Below are 14,790 nucleotides of genomic sequence, written 5' to 3'. Positions count from 1 at the left end.
GATAACCGCCGGTGCTCGCGGCACCCGCCGGAGGAGGATCGACGGCATGAGCTTCGAGATCGTGCCGATCGACGAGATGATCGCCAAGGAGGTGCGCGGCACCCTGCGCTCTCCCGGCTACGGGCACCCGGTGTGGACCGAGGTGCCCGAGGGCCCGGCTCCGTGCCGCCTGTGCCTTGACCACATCGAGCCGGGCCGCGAGCGGCTGGTCGCGTTCACCTACGACGCCTTCCACGGGCGCGAGGAGCTGCCACTGCCGGGGCCCGTCTTCCTGCACGAGCGGGAATGCGTGCCCTACCGGCGGACCGGCGAGTTCCCGGCCGCGCTCGGCAGGAGCGGGGTGGTACTCGACGCCTACCGGCACGGAAGGCGCCTGCTCGTGGAGCGTCGCGTGGCGAAGCCGGAGATCCCCGCGGCACTCGACGAGCTGCTCGGCCGCCCCGAGGTCGACTACGTGCACGTCCGCAGCGCCACCGCGGGCTGCTACCTCTGCACGGCGGTCCAGCGGCGGCGCAGCCACAAGCTGACGTAGACGAGCGCGACCAGCACCGGGACCTCGATCAGCGGACCGACCACGCCGGCCAGTGCCTGCCCGGAGGTCACCCCGAACACGCCGATCGCGACGGCGATGGCCAGCTCGAAGTTGTTGCCCGCCGCGGTGAACGCCAGCGTGGTGGTCCGCGGATAGCTCAGCCCGGCGGCCCTGCCGACGGCGTAGGAACCCGCCCACATGATCGCGAAGTAGGCCAGCAGCGGCAGCGCGATCCGCGCGACGTCGAACGGACGCGCGGTGATCGTCTCCCCCTGCAGCGCGAACAGCAGCACGATCGTGAACAGCAGGCCGTAGAGCGCGACCGGCCCGATCCGGGGCAGGAAGCGGTTCTCGTACCAGGCACGGCCCTTCGTGCGCTCCCCGATCCGGCGCGAGAGGTAGCCCGCCGCCAGCGGGATGCCCAGGAAGATCACCACGCTGAACGCGATCTCCCAGGGCGAGAACGCCACGCTCGTGGTGTCCAGGCCCAGCCAGCCGGGCAGCAGGTCGAGGTAGAACCAGCCCAGCACACCGAACATCAGCACCTGGAACACCGAGTTGAGTGCCACCAGCACCGCGGCGGCCTCCCGGTCCCCGCACGCCAGGTCGTTCCAGATGATCACCATGGCGATACACCGGGCCAGGCCGACGATGATCAGCCCCGTCCGGTACTCGGGCAGGTCGGGCAGCATCAGCCAGGCCAGCGCGAACATCAGGGCCGGGCCGAGCACCCAGTTCAGCACCAGCGAGAGCACCAGCGTGCGCCGGTCCCGCGTCACGGTGTCGAGCCGGTCGTAGCGCACCTTCGCCAGCACCGGATACATCATCAACAGCAGGCCGAGTGCGATCGGCAGCGAGACCTGCCCGATCTTCACCGCCTCCAGCACGCCCTGCAGCCCCGGCAGCACCGTGCCGAGCACCAGCCCGCCCGCCATCGCGGTGATGATCCACAGTGGCAGGAACCGGTCGAGAAAGGACAGCCGATGCAGGACATCGGCCTCGGCCGGGTCGGTGGTCTCCGCGGTCTGGCTCACTGGCACGGCCTCCTGGTCTCGGCTTGCACGTCGGCGATGTCGGCGAGGGCGGACAGGCTCGCGGCGAGCGTCCGCACCGCCTCCGCGTTGAGCCGGTAGTACGTGTAGCGACCGGCGGGCTCGGCGCTGACCAGCCCCGCCTCACGCAGCGAACGGAGATGGTTGGAGACGTTCGTCTGGCTCGCGCCGGTCTCCTCGACCAGGTGGCACGTGCACAGCGACTCACGCGCCAGCAACTCCACGATCCGTGCGCGCAGCGGGTCGGCGAGCACGCGCAACACATCACTGCGCACTGACATCATGCCGGGATGATAAGTCAACGCGGGGCGCCGTGGACAGCGGACGAGGTGTGATCTATTCGCAGCGATCCACCGCGGAGCGGTCCCGGAAGGGCCCGCCGGGCCGCAGCAGTGACTCCATGGCCGCGAGCGGCCCGGGCTCGACGCGGTACCAGCTCCAGGTTCCCCGGCGCTCACGGGAGAGCACGCCCGCCCGGACGAGGATCTTGAGGTGGTGCGACAGCGACGACTGCGGCATGTCGAACTCGTCGGCGAGATCGCAGAAGCAGGTCTCACCGTTCGACGCCTGGCGCACCAGGGTGAGCAACCGCACGCGGACCGGATCACCCAGTGCCTTGAAAAGGCTCGCGGCGGCCGCCGCGGCGGCGGGACCCAGCGTGTCGTGCCCCGCAGACAGCAGAGTCGGCGGAGTCGGCAGACTCAGCGGTACCACCTCGCCCCTCTCCCGGTTTCCGGATCGCCGGCCCATGATGACACCGAACCCTGGATTGACAAAACTCGATCGAGGCGTTCTGGGGACGGATACCCGGCACGCGGTCACCTGCCGTTCAACTGGATCGGGCATTATCGAACCAGGAGCCGCACCGATGAGGGAGAAACCGTGAGCGACGTCCCCGAGGTCCTGTTCGTCTGCGTGCACAACGCCGGCCGCTCGCAACTGGCCGCCGCGCTGTTGCAGCACTACGGCCTCGGCCGGATCGCGGTGCGGTCGGCCGGCTCCGAGCCCGCGGAGAAGGTCAACCCCGCCGCCGCGCAGGCACTGGCCGAGTGGGGCCTCGACATCACCGCCGAAGTGCCCACGAAGCTGTCCACCGAGGACGTCGAGGCCGCCGACGTCGTCATCACGATGGGCTGCGGCGACGCCTGCCCGATCTTCCCCGGCAAGCGTTACCTGGACTGGCAGCTCGACGACCCGGCGGGCCGGTCGGTCGAGGCCGTGCGCCCGATCCGGGACGACATCGACCGCCGCGTCCGGCAACTGGTCGCGGAGCTGCTCGACCCCTCGTGAGCCGGCGCGACGTATGGTCTGCCCGTCGGGTTGACCGCCGAAGGGAGGCAGACCCATGGTGGCTCTGCTCGTCCTGACGGTGCTCGCGCTCGCCGTCATGGTGGGTGTGCTGACCAGGACGGGCTCGACCCGCGGTTCGCGCGTCGCTGCCTCGGCGTTGCGATGGACCGCTTTGGTCTTCGTCCTCGCCGGTGCGGGGGTTTCCATGCCGCGCCTGCTGGGCGACGGTAACCCGGCGCTGTTCACGGTGCTGGTGCTCGTCGTGCCGGTCGTCCTGGCTGCGCTTCCGCTGCTGGTCGCCCACCGGCGAGCCGCCGTGCCCATCACCTGGGCTTGCGCTCTGGTGCTCGTCGGCCTGGCCCTGCTTCTCGGGCTGGGCGTGGGCACCTATCTGCTGCCGGGCGCGCTGGTGCTCTTCGTCGCCGCAGGCATGACCGGGGCCGACGCGAAGGCAGAGGCCGGCGGCCCCACCCGCCGTCCTGCGGCCTGACCACGAGCAGACCGCAGCAGAAGGCAGCCGTCACGGCGGGCGGCGCCGTGGTGCCGGTCATCAGCTCCCGGTCACCGAGAGCGTGATCGCCTCCGGCCCGGGCCGCACGGCCGGAGTGGCCGGAGCGGCACAACAGCCGCCCACCGGTGCCTCGTCCGCTTCGTCGAACAGTCCCGCACCCCCGCACACGCCGGTCTCCGGCAGCGAGAGCTCCACCCGCCCGGCGGCGGCATGGTCACCCGCCAGCTCGGCGGCGATACTGCGCACCTGCTCGAAGCCGGTCATCGCGAGGAACGTCGGCGCCCGGCCGTAGCTCTTCATCCCGGCGAGGAACACGGCCGGCTCGGGATGCGTGAGCTCCTTCACCCCGTGCGGGTACACCGTGCCGCACGAGTGCACGTTCGGGTCGATCAGCGGGGCCAGCGCGACCGGCGCCTGCACCGTGCTGTCCAGTTCCAGGCGCAGCTCCGAGAGCCAGGACAGGTCCGGCCGGAAACCGGTGAGCGTGACCACCTCGTCGACGGCATCCACCCGGCCGCCCGCCGACGACACCAGCGTCAGCAGACCGTCCGGCGCGCGCTCGACGGCCTCGGTCCGGAAGCCCGGCACCACCCGGACGGCACCGGCGGCGACTGCCTGCTGGGCGCGCAGGCCGAGCGCGCCCCTTGCCGGAAGCTGGTCGGCCTCCCCGCCGCCGAAGGCGTCACCCACCGCGCCGCGGCGCAGCACCCAGCTGATCCGCGTCGCGGGGTCCTCTTCGGCGAGCCCGGCGAGCGCCACCAGCGCGGTCAGCGCGGAGTGCCCGCTGCCGGCCACCGCCAAGTGCCTGCCCGCATACCTGGCACGCACCGCCGGGTCGGCCAGGTCCGGCACGCGGTAGGTGATGCGGTCGGCCGCGGCGTGCTCGCCCAGCGCGGGCAGGCCGTCACCACCGAGCGGGTTCGGCGTGCCCCAGGTTCCCGAGGCGTCGATCAGGGCGCGGGCGGTGATCCGCTCCTCGCCTCCGGCGTGCCGGACGTGCACGGTCAGCGGCTCGTCCTCCCGGCGCGCGTCCACCACGCGGTCACGGCCCCGCCGCGCGACACCCACCACCTCGGCACCGAACCGCACCCGCTCGCCCAGCGCCGCCGCGAGTGGCCGCAGGTAGCCGCGCACCCACTCCTGCCCGGTCGGGTACGACTCCGCGGCAGGCGGCTGCCAGCCGGTCGGCTCCAGCAGGCGGCGCGCGGCCGGGGCCACCAGCTCCGACCACTGCGAGAACAGGCGAACGTGGTTCCACTCCGCCACCCCCGCACCGGCCCCGCTGCCGCGTTCCAGCACCAGCGGCTCGATCCCCCGCTCCACCAGCTCGGCCGCCGCGGCCAGCCCCACCGGTCCCGCACCGACCACGACAACAGGCCACTCGTTCATCGCCCGACCACCTTTCATCGATCCATTTCGATTGAGTCTGGCGCCGAATGTATCGATCGCAGTCGATTGACGCAACCATCGATTTCTGTCGATAATGGGGCGATGACGACCGCATCGGCCGACGCACGGCTCCTGCCCGACCAGGAGGCCACCACCTACGCCGAGTGGTTCGCCTGCCTGGCCGAACCAACCCGGGTGCGGCTGCTGCACGCGGTGGCGACGTCGGGCGACATCACCGTCGGCGCGCTCACCGAGCAGCTCGGGATCAGCCAGTCCACCTGCTCGCATCACGTGCGCAAGCTCGCGGAGGTCGGGTTCCTGAACCTGCACAAGGAGGGCACCGCGACGCGCGTGCGGATCAACGCGGCGTGCTGCACCGGCCTGCCGCACGCCGCCGACGTGGTGATGGGCATGCTCGCGCCGGCCCCGTGCTGCCCGGAGGAACCGCCCGCCGAGGTCCGTGTCCGCGCGCTGCGGGAGGAGGACTGGCCCGCCGTCCGCCGCATCTACGGCGAGGGCATCGCCACCGGTGTCGCGACCTTCGAGACGGTGGTGCCCGGCCGCGCCACCCTCGATGCCCGGTGGCTGCCCGGCCACCGCTGGGTCGCCGAGATCGGCGGGAAGGTGGCGGGCTGGGCCGCGCTCAGCCCGGTATCCTCCCGCGAGTGCTACTCCGGCGTCGCCGAGAGCTCGATTTACGTCGGCGAGGACTTCCGCGGGCGCGGCGTCGGCAAGGCACTGATCCGCGCGCAGGTCTGCGAGGCCGACCGGGCAGGGCTGTGGACGTTGCAGACGTCGGTGTTCACCGAGAACCGGGCGAGCATCGGGCTGCACCATTCGGCGGGTTACCGCACCGTGGGCATCCGGGAGCGCATCGCCGAACTGCACGGCACGTGGCACGACACCGTCCTGCTCGAACGCCGGGCCGACGCGGTCGCCAGGGCGCTCTAGCGGCGAACGGCGACCCACTGTCGGTGGTTTGCCGTATTTTCACGGTGTCATGAGCGCACAGGTCATCAGCAGCGCGCCCGGCACGGCTCCGGTCGTCATCGGGCGAGATCACCCTGCCGGAATCCTGCGCGCCGAGATCGACCGAGTGGTGGAGAGTCACGGCGGCCTCGTGCTCGTCACCGGCGAGGCGGGGATCGGCAAGACCACCCTCGTGACCGGCGCGGCGGAGGAGGCGAGGCAGCGCGGGGCGCTCGTCCTCGGCGGCTCGTGCTGGCACTCCGACAACGCGCCGGGCTACTGGCCATGGGTACAACTGGTCCGCGCGCTGCGCCGGAGCGCGACGCCCGGGGAGTGGTCGGCTGCCGAGCAGGCCTCGGGCAACGGCCTGGCGGTGCTGCTCGGCGAGACGCCCGCGGACGAGGGGGACGAGGCGTTCCGGCTGTACGACGCCGTCACCACCGCGCTGGTGTCGGTCTCGCAGAGCCGTCCCGTCGTGCTCGTGCTGGACGACCTGCACTGGGCCGACCCGGCTTCACTCAGGCTGCTGGAGTTCGCCACGCAGCACACCTGGTTCGAGCGGGTGCTGCTGGTGGGTACCTACCGGGACGCCGAGGTGGAGACCGTGGAGCACCCGCTGCGCCCCCTCCTCACGCCGCTGCTCGCCCGTGCGCGCACGGTGACCCTGACCGGCCTCGATCCGGGCGAGGTCGGCAGGCTGCTGGCCAGGACCGTGGGCGAGGAACCGGACGAGGACCTGGTCACCGAGGTGCACCGGCGCACCGGCGGCAACCCGTTCTTCGTCGAGCAGACCGCCCGGCTGTGGCACGGCGGCGGGGCGGTCAGCGCGATCGCCCCCGGAGTGCGTGACGCCGTCCGGCGCAGGCTCGCGCTGCTGCCCGCGGCGGTAGCCGAGCTGCTCTCCGGCGCCTCCGTGCTCGGCCGGGAGTTCCACCGGCAGGTGCTCGCCGCCACGGTGGCCGCTCCGGTTCCCGAGGTCGACCGGCTGCTGGCGCAGGCCGCGGCCGCCCGGCTCGTGGTGTCGCGAGGTGCGGGCCGGTTCGCCTTCGTGCACGACCTGGTCCGCGAGACGCTCTACGACGCGCTCGCCGACAGCGAGCGCCGCACGCGGCACGCGGACGTCGTCCGGGCACTCGACGGCTCGGCCTCGCTCGCGGACCGGATGGTGCCCGGCGAGCTGGCCCGCCACGCCTACCTGGCAGGCGAGGACCTCGATCCCGGCCGCGCGGTGGGGCTGCTGCGCACCGCCGCGCGGGAGGCAAGCACCCGGATGGCGTTCGAGGAGGCTATCGGGCACTACCGCCGTGCCCTCGAGCTCGCCGAGCGGGACGAACCGCGCAAACGCGTCGTGCTCGCCCTGGAACTGGGCCGGGAGCTGCACCACCACTGCGGTGAGTCCGACGAAGAGGGCTGGGCGGTGCTCTCCGGTGCCGCCACCCTGGCTCGCAGGCTCGACAACCCCGAGCTGCTGGCACGCGTGGCGCTCACCGTCTACCGCACCGGCCCGCCCGAGGAGCACCGCGAGGTGAAGGCGGAGCTGGTCGCCGAGGCCCACCGTGAGCTGGGCGTGGGCACCGGCTCGGGTGAGCACCCGTCCCTCGACCAGCTCGCCAGGGAGCTCACCGTCCACATCGGCATGCTCGCCCGGCGCGGCGGCGACGACGAGGCCCTCGGCTTCAGCCTGTGGACCCTGCACGACACCATCTGGGGTCTCGGCACGGCGGACGAGCGGGTCGCACTCACCGAGGAGATGGTGCACGTGGCCCGCCGCACGGCGGACGTCGAGATGGAGCAGTACGCGACCTCGCTGCGCTGGGTGGCGCTGCTGGAACAGGGCGATCCCCGCTATGTGGAGCCGCTGCACGCCTTCGTCGCGCTGACCGAGGGTGACGGCCGCACCCGGATGCGGATCGGCGCGCTGGTCGACCAGAGCATCATCGCCGCGTTCCAGGGCCGCTTCGCCGAGGCCGCGGCACGGTTCGACGAGGCGATGAGCGTGCCCGCCGACGAACACCCGCACTTCTCGTTCATGGCCCAGCACGTGCGCTGGACGATGCTGCAACTACAGGGGCGGTTCGACGAGCTGGCGGAGCTGCACCGGAAACTCGACGAGTGCGGGCACCCGTACCACCGCATGCTCGCGGCCAGCACGGCGCTGCTGCGGGGCGACCGGGACCCCGCGCTGCGATACCTCGCCGCCGTGCACGCCACCGGCGAGCAGTTCCCCCGGATGTTCGCCCCGCTGTGGCTGCGGTTCCAGGCACAGGCCGCGGCGGCTTCCCGCGACCCGGAGCTGTGCGAGCGCGCACGAAAGGAGCTGGCGCCGTACGCCGACCAGTGGATGGTGGCGCTGTTCGGCTGCGACATCAGCGGGCCCGCGGCACTGTGGCTGGCCGGGCTCGACGCGGCACAGGGCCGCTGGGACGAGGCGATCGAGCGGTTCACCGCCGCACGCCGGTCGGCCGACCTGCTCGGCGCCCGGCCGTGGTCGGTGCAGGCACGCGCCGGGCTGGCCGAGGCACTGCTCTCCCGCGGCGCGGCCGGTGACACGGCCACGGCACGCACGCTGCTGTCCGAGGTGGAGCGGGAGGCCGACGAGCTCGGGATGGCGCACATCGCCGAGCGGGTACGGGTGGCAGGCTCCACCACGACGCAGGTATCCACCGCGGCCACCAACGAGTTCCGGTTCACCGACGGCGTGTGGCGGCTCACGATGGCCGGCCGCACGGTGCACGTACCCGCAGCCAAGGGACTGCGCGATCTGCACTACCTGCTCAGCAGGCCGGGCACGGACGTTCCCGCCGTGCGGCTGCTCGATCCCGAGGGCGGCGAGGTGGTGGTCGCCGCCAGGGCGATGGGCGGTGACGATGTCCTCGACGACGAGGCCAAGGCCCGCTACCGGACCCGCCTCGCCGAGCTGGACGAGGAGATCGACACGGCCGTCGAACGCGGCTCCGACGGCCGGGCCGCGGAACTCGACCGCGAACGGGCCGCGCTGCTGACCGAGCTGCGGACCGCCGCCGGTCTCGGCGGGCGCACCCGCAGGCTGGGCGACGAGGCCGAGCGCGCCCGCAAGACGGTGACCGCCCGGATCCGGGACACGCTGCGCAAGCTGGACGAGCGGCATCCTGAGCTGGCAGCCCACCTGCGGGCGAGCGTGTCCACCGGTTCCAGCTGCCGATACCAGCCCGAACGCGGGACCTCCTGGCGACTGTGACCTGGGAAGGTCGTTTCGAAGATGACACAGCACGCCAGGAGATCCCGACCCCCAGTCATTTGCGGTTGTACAACCGCATGGTCAGCGTTCCGAAGACCGCGAGGATCACCCCGCCGGACACCAGGGTCCAGGTGATCTCACCGGCTTCCGGGTTTCCCTCCATCAGCCCGCGCACGGCGGCGACGAGGTGCGCGATCGGGTTGACGTCCACGAAGGCCTGCAGCCAGCCGGGCATGGTCTCCGGGTTGACGAAGACGTTGCTGAGGAACGTCATCGGGAACAGCACCAGCATGCTGACGCCCATCACCGACTTCTCGGTGCGCAGCAGCAGACCGAACATGGTCCAGATCCAGGAGAAGGCGAAGGAGAACGCCATCAGCAACAGCACGGCCGTCAGCACTCCGGCGAGCCCGCCACCGGGCCGGAAGCCCAGGATCAGGCCGAGCACCAGGATGACCGTCGAGGCCATCGCGTAGCGGAAGACGTCCCCGAGCACGGCGCCGACCAGCGCGGCCGGCCGCCAGATCGGCAGCGTGCGGAAGCGGTCGAACACGCCCTTCTCGATGTCGGTGTTCACCCCGACGCCGGTGTACATCGTGATCATCACGACGCTCATCACCAGGATGCCCGGGAGCAGGAACTGCAGGTAGTCCCCAGTCGATCCGGCGAGCGCGCCGCCGAACAGGTAGGTGAACATCAGCGTCATCATGATCGGGAACGCGGTCACGTCGAAGAGTTGCTCCGGCACGTGCTTGATCTTCAGCATCGCCCGCCAGCCGAAGGTGACGGATGCGGACAGCGCGCTGGGCCGGGACGGCTGCTCCCCCGAAGCGAGGACGGCACCGAGGCTGTCGGCGGCCGGTGTGTACGAAGTGGACGGTCTTGTCTCGCTTGTCGTCGCGGTGCTCATGCCGCGGCCTCCTGTTCGGTCGGGTGGTCGGTGAGAGCGAGGAAGACCTCGTCCAGGCTGGGCTGGCCGAGGGAGAAGTCGTCGACGGTGATCCGGGCCCCGGCCAGCTCGGCGAGTGCGGTGGCGGCCCGGTCGGCGGCACCGGCGTCCGACTCGTCGCCGGAGATGCGGGCGGTCAGCGCCACCGGGTCGGCATCCAGCTGCACCTCGCCGCCCAGCGCGCGCGCCATCACCCGCTGAGCATCCGCCCGCTGGTTCGCGTCCCGCAGCCGCACGTGGATCGACCCCGCGCCGACCGAGGCCTTCAGCTCTCCCGGCGTGCCCTCGGCGATCACCTTGCCCTGGTCGATCACGGCGATCCGGGATGCGAGGTGATCGGCCTCGTCCAGGTACTGCGTGGTCAGCATGACCGTCGTGCCCTGGGCGACGATGATCCGCACGATGTCCCAGACCTGGTTGCGACTGCGCGGGTCCAGGCCCGTGGTCGGCTCGTCCAGGAAGAGCACGTCCGGGGTCTTGATGATGCTGGCGGCGATGTCGATGCGCCGGCGCATACCGCCCGAGTAGCCCTTGACCGAGCGGTCGGCGGCATCGCTGAGCCCGAAGGCGTCCAGCAGCCGCGCGGCGCGGTCCCTCGCGGCGGGTTTGCGGTGGCCGAGCAGCCTGCCGAGCAGGACCAGGTTCTCCATCCCGGTCAGGTCGTCGTCGATCGAGGCGTACTGCCCGGTGAGGCTGACCCGGCTGCGCACGGCGTCGGCCTCGCGCAGCACGTCGTGGCCGAAGACACGGGCCTCGCCGCCGTCCGGGCGCAGCAGGGTGGCCAGCATCTTGACGGCGGTGGTCTTGCCCGCGCCGTTGGGGCCGAGCACGCCGTAGACGGTGCCCGCGGGTACGGCGAGGTCGACCCCGTCCACCGCGCGGGTCTTGCCGAAGACCTTCACGAGCCCGGAAGTCTCGATCGCCAGATCTGTCGATTCGGTCATGTTCCGCTTCCTTTCAGGAGACGTAGGGGTGGCTCGCGCGGGCGACCCGCAGCGCCCGGCCCCACCAGGTGAGCTGGTCGAGCATGTTGTCGACGGACAGGGCGACCGCGTCCGTGCCACGCTCGTCGAACAGGTTGAAGCTGACGGTGTCGCGCACGGTCACGGTGTGCAGTTCGGTGAAGACCACGCGCAGTTGCTCGACCGCGAACAGCCCCGCCGACCGGCAGCCGTAGGAGACGAAGCCGACCGGCTTCGCGTGCCACTCGTCGTAGGCGTAGTCGATCGCCTGCTTGAGCGAGGCCGGGAAGCTGCGGTTGTACTCCGGGGTCACCACGACGAAGCCCTCGGCCGCCCCGATGCGGGCGGTGAAGTCCGTCATCTCCGCGGTCGCCGTACCGGGGTAGCGGTCGGGAAAGCCGTATCCCGCGAGGTCGAGCACGCTCGCTTCGACATCCGCCCGCCGACTCGCCCGCTCGGTGAACCACTCGCCCACCTCTAGCCCGGCACGGCCCTCCCGGGTGCTGCCGATGAGCACCGCGATTCGCAACGGGGATTCGTCGGGTGTCATCGGGCGGCCTCCTCTCGCTCACCCGGGAGGCGCGAGATGTCGGCGAGCCGCCGCTAGATCAGATCTCGCGGCGCGCGGCCTCGCGGTAGGCGCGGCGCGCGGCGGGTGCGAGACGGTAGGGCGCGGGCACCAGCCGGAAGACGGTGCGGACGGCGAACGCGAAGACGCGCAGGCGGCGTTCGTCGCCGGCGGACCAGTCCCACCCGAGGGTCTCGCGGGCCGCCGGGGGAAGCAGCCCGCGCGCCAGCCACATCTGCAGTCCGGAGAAGACCGGACCGAGCACGGCCCAGACGGGTGCGGGCAGCCAGGGAAAGGGCGACGGCGTGCGCTCTCCACGATGCAGCGGCGAGCGCTCGATCGCCGCCGAGCGGACCAGCACCTCGGACACCATGCGCTCCCAGTACGCGCGGAAGGCGCGGTAGTCCGGCGGCGCCACGCGCGTCGACATGCCGTAGTGGGCGTACCACCGGATCGACTCCTGGTAGAGCCGTTCCTTCTCGGCCTCGGAGAGCGGATCGCCGAAGCGTTCCGCGACGACGTACTGCGTGGCGAGGAACGTGGCGTGGGCCCAGAAGTACGGCTCCGGGTTGAGCGCGTGGTAGCGGCGGCCGTCGGCGTGGCTGCCCTCGATCCCGTGGTGCAGGTCGCGCACCCGGGTTCCCGCCGGGCGGCCCCGGTAGACGACCTCGACGATCGGGCCCGCCGAGCGCAGCAGCCGGTTGACCGGGTTGCCGAAGACGTCGGAGTGCTGCACCAGTGCCGTGCTGATCACCGGATGCATGGCCTGCAGCGTGCCGGCCCAGCCGATCAGCAGGGCCGTGCGCAGGTCGCCGAAGCGGCGCCAGGTGAGCGATTCGGGTCCCAGTGGGGGCGGCGTCATGGTTCGGAAGCTAATTTAGACATCACATGCTGTCAACATCAGCTGATGTCAACTTGTCGGTGCATGCCAGGATGGGGTGGTGAGCAGCGCCGAGACCCCGGAGACCCCACAGCGCCGCTGGCGCGGACAGGAACCGGACGACCGCCGGGCACGGCGCCGTAGCCGGCTCATCGAAGCCGGGACGGAGCTGATGGGCACGGACGGAGCCGCGGCGGTCTCGATGCGCGGCATCTCCCGGCAGGCCGGGCTGACCGAGCGCTACTTCTACGAGAGTTTTCCCAACCGGGAGGCCCTGCTGGTGGCCGTGCTGGAGTCGGTGGCGCTGGCGGCGCGCGACGAGGTGCTCGCCGCGCTGGAGAGCGCCCCGGCCGAGCCCGCTCGCCTGGTCCGGCACGTGGTGCGCGCGTTCACCGAGTTCGTCGTGGCCGATCCGCGGCGAGGCCGGATCATGTTCGTCGAGTCCCTGGCCGCTCCCGAGCTCACCCGGCGGGGCGCGGAACTGGTCGGGGAGTTCACCCGGCCCATCGCCCGGACGCTGCGGGAGGGCCTGCTCGGCCCTGGCGAGGCGGACGACACCGACATCGAGCTCAACGCACTGGCGGTGTTCGGCTCACTAGCCTACCTGTACCAGGCGTGGCTCGAACGGGGGCTCGATGTCCCGGTCGGCCGGTTCGTCGAGCACATTGCGCAGGTGGTCGAGCGGATCGCGCTCGCCGCTTCGGCGTGACTCCGCAGGCCGAGGGGTAGTCGGATACCGTGACGTTCTTGCCCTGGTTCGCCCGGAGGCAGTAAGTCCTGGGACAAGGAGCCGACGAATGACCCTCAACGAACCCGACGGTGCGGGCACCTTCGCCGACCTGGAGCTCCGGCCCGAGCTGCTGCGCGCGCTGTCCGGTCTCGGTTACGAGGAGCCGACGCCGATCCAGCGGGAGGCGATCCCGCCGCTGCTGGCCGGCCGCGATCTGCGCGGGCAGGCGGCGACCGGCACGGGCAAGACCGCGGCGTTCGCCCTGCCCGTGCTGCAGCGCACGGCCCGCTCGGGCGGGACCGCACCGGTGGCGCTCGTGCTCGTACCGACGCGCGAGCTCGCCGTGCAGGTCTCGGAGGCGTTCCATCGCTACGGCCGAGAGCTGGGCACCCGGGTGCTGCCCATCTACGGCGGCGCGCCGATCGGGCGGCAGCTGCAGGCGCTGCAACGCGGGGTGGACGTCGTGGTCGCAACCCCCGGCCGCGCGCTCGACCACCTCAGCCGCGGCACGCTCAAGCTGCACGAGGTGGCGACGGTCGTGCTCGACGAGGCGGACGAGATGCTCGACATGGGCTTCGCCGAGGACATCGAGGCGGTGCTGGAGAAGACGCCCGGTGACCGGCAGACGCTGCTGTTCTCGGCCACCATCCCGGCGCGCATCGACGCCATCGCCCGCCGCCACCTCCGCGACGCGGTCAAGATCGAGATCGGCCGTGAGGCACCGGCACCCGGCGAGGCGCCGCTGGTGCGGCAGAACGCCTACCTGGTCGCCCGCGCGCACAAGCCCGCGGCGCTCGGCCGGGTGCTCGACGTGGAGGCGCCCTCGGCTGCCCTCGTCTTCTGCCGCACGCGGCAGGAGGTCGACCAGCTCACCGAGACGCTGAACGGGCGCGGCTACCGCGCCGAGGCGCTGCACGGCGGGATGAACCAGGAACAGCGCGACCGGGTGATGGCGCGGCTGCGCGGCGGTACCGCGGAGCTGCTGGTCGCCACCGACGTCGCCGCCCGCGGGCTGGACATCGAGCAGCTCACCCACGTCGTCAACTACGACGTGCCGTCGGCACCGGAGTCGTACGTGCACCGCATCGGCCGGGTCGGCCGGGCCGGCCGCGAGGGCGTGGCGATCACCCTTGCCGAGCCGCGCGAGCACCGGATGCTCAAGGCGATCGAGCGGGTCACCGGGCAGCGGATCGCGGTCGAGAAGGTGCCGACCGTCGCGGACCTGCACGAGCGCCGCCTCGAACTCGCCCGCGCGACGCTGCGGGAGACCCTGCTCACCGACGACCTGGAGCCCTACCGCGCGGTGGCCGAGTCGCTCGCCGAGGAGTTCGACGTCATGGACATGGCCCTCGCCGCGGTGAAGCTGGCACACGAGGCCACCGGCGGCACGACCGACGAGCAGGAGATCCCGCAGGTCGCCGCGGCCCGGACGGGCGAGGGCCACGGCGGTGACCGGCGGAGCCGGACGACCGCGAGCGGGATGACGCGGCTGTTCTTCAGCGTCGGGCGCCGGGCCGGCATCCGGCCGCAGGACCTGGTGGGCGCGATCGCCGGCGAGGCGGGCCTCAGCGGTGGCAACATCGGGGCGATCGAGATCACCGACAAGTTCTCGCTGGTCGAGGTGCCGCAGTCGGCCGCCGACGACGTGATCAGCGCCCTGCAACGCAGCCACATCAAGGGAAAGAAAGCGACGGTCCGCCGCGACCGTCCAGCGCCGAGCAAGCGCTACCGCTGAGCCGGA

General features: G+C 71.9%; 15 protein-coding genes. 7 read left to right on the top strand and 8 right to left on the bottom strand.

All coding sequences use genetic code 11. The features are described 5' to 3' along the window. Positions 1-46 precede the first annotated feature (46 nt). Positions 47-532, top strand: coding sequence for a DUF1203 domain-containing protein (locus JAP66_RS07640; protein WP_199430891.1), 486 nt, complete (start codon positions 47-49; stop codon positions 530-532). Here JAP66_RS07640 and arsB read toward each other — a convergent pair. The 3 genes from arsB to JAP66_RS07625 are packed head-to-tail and all read right to left on the bottom strand — an operon-like array spanning position 484 to position 2,334. Further along, positions 484-1,566, bottom strand: a complete 1,083-nt coding sequence (gene arsB / locus JAP66_RS07635; RefSeq protein ID WP_307849477.1) for an ACR3 family arsenite efflux transporter — start codon at positions 1,564-1,566, stop codon at positions 484-486. The two genes, JAP66_RS07640 and arsB, sit on opposite strands and share 49 nt — an antisense overlap. Continuing rightward, entirely contained in the window at positions 1,563-1,868 is a 306-nt protein-coding gene (locus JAP66_RS07630; RefSeq protein WP_199430890.1) for an ArsR/SmtB family transcription factor, read from the bottom strand. Before JAP66_RS07630 ends, arsB begins: the two co-directional genes overlap by 4 nt. A gap of 52 nt (positions 1,869-1,920) precedes the next feature. Beyond that, entirely contained in the window at positions 1,921-2,334 is a 414-nt protein-coding gene (locus tag JAP66_RS07625; RefSeq protein WP_199430889.1) for an ArsR/SmtB family transcription factor, read from the bottom strand. A gap of 132 nt (positions 2,335-2,466) precedes the next feature. Between JAP66_RS07625 and JAP66_RS07620 the strand changes: the two genes are divergently transcribed. Both JAP66_RS07620 and JAP66_RS07615 read left to right on the top strand, forming a co-directional pair. Then, on the top strand, positions 2,467-2,874 hold the full coding sequence (locus JAP66_RS07620; protein WP_199430888.1) for an arsenate reductase ArsC: 408 nt from the start codon (positions 2,467-2,469) through the stop codon (positions 2,872-2,874). Positions 2,875-2,929: 55 nt separating this feature from the next. Further along, positions 2,930-3,364: a hypothetical protein gene (locus JAP66_RS07615; protein WP_199430887.1), complete on the top strand. Its 435-nt coding sequence runs from the start codon at positions 2,930-2,932 to the stop codon at positions 3,362-3,364. A 60-nt stretch (positions 3,365-3,424) separates the two neighbouring features. Here the strand turns inward: JAP66_RS07615 and JAP66_RS07610 are convergent, their stop codons facing one another. Next, positions 3,425-4,774, bottom strand: a complete 1,350-nt coding sequence (locus JAP66_RS07610; protein ID WP_199430886.1) for an FAD-dependent oxidoreductase — start codon at positions 4,772-4,774, stop codon at positions 3,425-3,427. A gap of 102 nt (positions 4,775-4,876) precedes the next feature. Here JAP66_RS07610 and JAP66_RS07605 point away from each other — a divergent pair, with 102 nt between their 5' ends. After that, positions 4,877-5,725, top strand: coding sequence for a helix-turn-helix domain-containing GNAT family N-acetyltransferase (locus tag JAP66_RS07605; RefSeq protein ID WP_199430885.1), 849 nt, complete (start codon positions 4,877-4,879; stop codon positions 5,723-5,725). Positions 5,726-5,774: 49 nt separating this feature from the next. Continuing rightward, positions 5,775-8,960 (top strand): ATP-binding protein, encoded by a 3,186-nt coding sequence (locus tag JAP66_RS07600; RefSeq protein WP_199430884.1) that lies wholly within the window; start codon positions 5,775-5,777, stop codon positions 8,958-8,960. Positions 8,961-9,015: 55 nt separating this feature from the next. On the opposite strand, the gene JAP66_RS07595 is transcribed toward JAP66_RS07600, so the two are convergent. Genes JAP66_RS07595 through JAP66_RS07580 form a run of 4 tightly spaced genes read right to left on the bottom strand, consistent with a single transcriptional unit; the run spans position 9,016 to position 12,301 of the window. Further along, positions 9,016-9,870: an ABC transporter permease gene (locus JAP66_RS07595; protein ID WP_199430883.1), complete on the bottom strand. Its 855-nt coding sequence runs from the start codon at positions 9,868-9,870 to the stop codon at positions 9,016-9,018. After that, positions 9,867-10,853, bottom strand: a complete 987-nt coding sequence (locus tag JAP66_RS07590) for an ATP-binding cassette domain-containing protein (RefSeq protein ID WP_199430882.1) — start codon at positions 10,851-10,853, stop codon at positions 9,867-9,869. Before JAP66_RS07590 ends, JAP66_RS07595 begins: the two co-directional genes overlap by 4 nt. Positions 10,854-10,866: 13 nt before the next feature. Beyond that, complete coding sequence (locus tag JAP66_RS07585) at positions 10,867-11,421, bottom strand: NADPH-dependent FMN reductase (protein WP_199430881.1); 555 nt, start codon at positions 11,419-11,421, stop codon at positions 10,867-10,869. Between the two features lie 58 nt (positions 11,422-11,479). Next, positions 11,480-12,301 (bottom strand): oxygenase MpaB family protein, encoded by an 822-nt coding sequence (locus JAP66_RS07580; protein ID WP_199430880.1) that lies wholly within the window; start codon positions 12,299-12,301, stop codon positions 11,480-11,482. A gap of 79 nt (positions 12,302-12,380) precedes the next feature. Here JAP66_RS07580 and JAP66_RS07575 point away from each other — a divergent pair, with 79 nt between their 5' ends. Both JAP66_RS07575 and JAP66_RS07570 read left to right on the top strand, forming a co-directional pair. Beyond that, on the top strand, positions 12,381-13,028 hold the full coding sequence (locus JAP66_RS07575; protein ID WP_307849476.1) for a TetR/AcrR family transcriptional regulator: 648 nt from the start codon (positions 12,381-12,383) through the stop codon (positions 13,026-13,028). An 88-nt stretch (positions 13,029-13,116) separates the two neighbouring features. Further along, positions 13,117-14,784 (top strand): DEAD/DEAH box helicase, encoded by a 1,668-nt coding sequence (locus tag JAP66_RS07570; protein ID WP_199430879.1) that lies wholly within the window; start codon positions 13,117-13,119, stop codon positions 14,782-14,784. Positions 14,785-14,790 lie beyond the last annotated feature (6 nt).

This window comes from Qaidamihabitans albus, assembly GCF_016464705.1.
Taxonomy (GTDB): Bacteria; Actinomycetota; Actinomycetes; order Mycobacteriales; family Pseudonocardiaceae; genus Qaidamihabitans; species Qaidamihabitans albus.
This window is presented reverse-complemented; position numbering and strand designations above follow the sequence as displayed.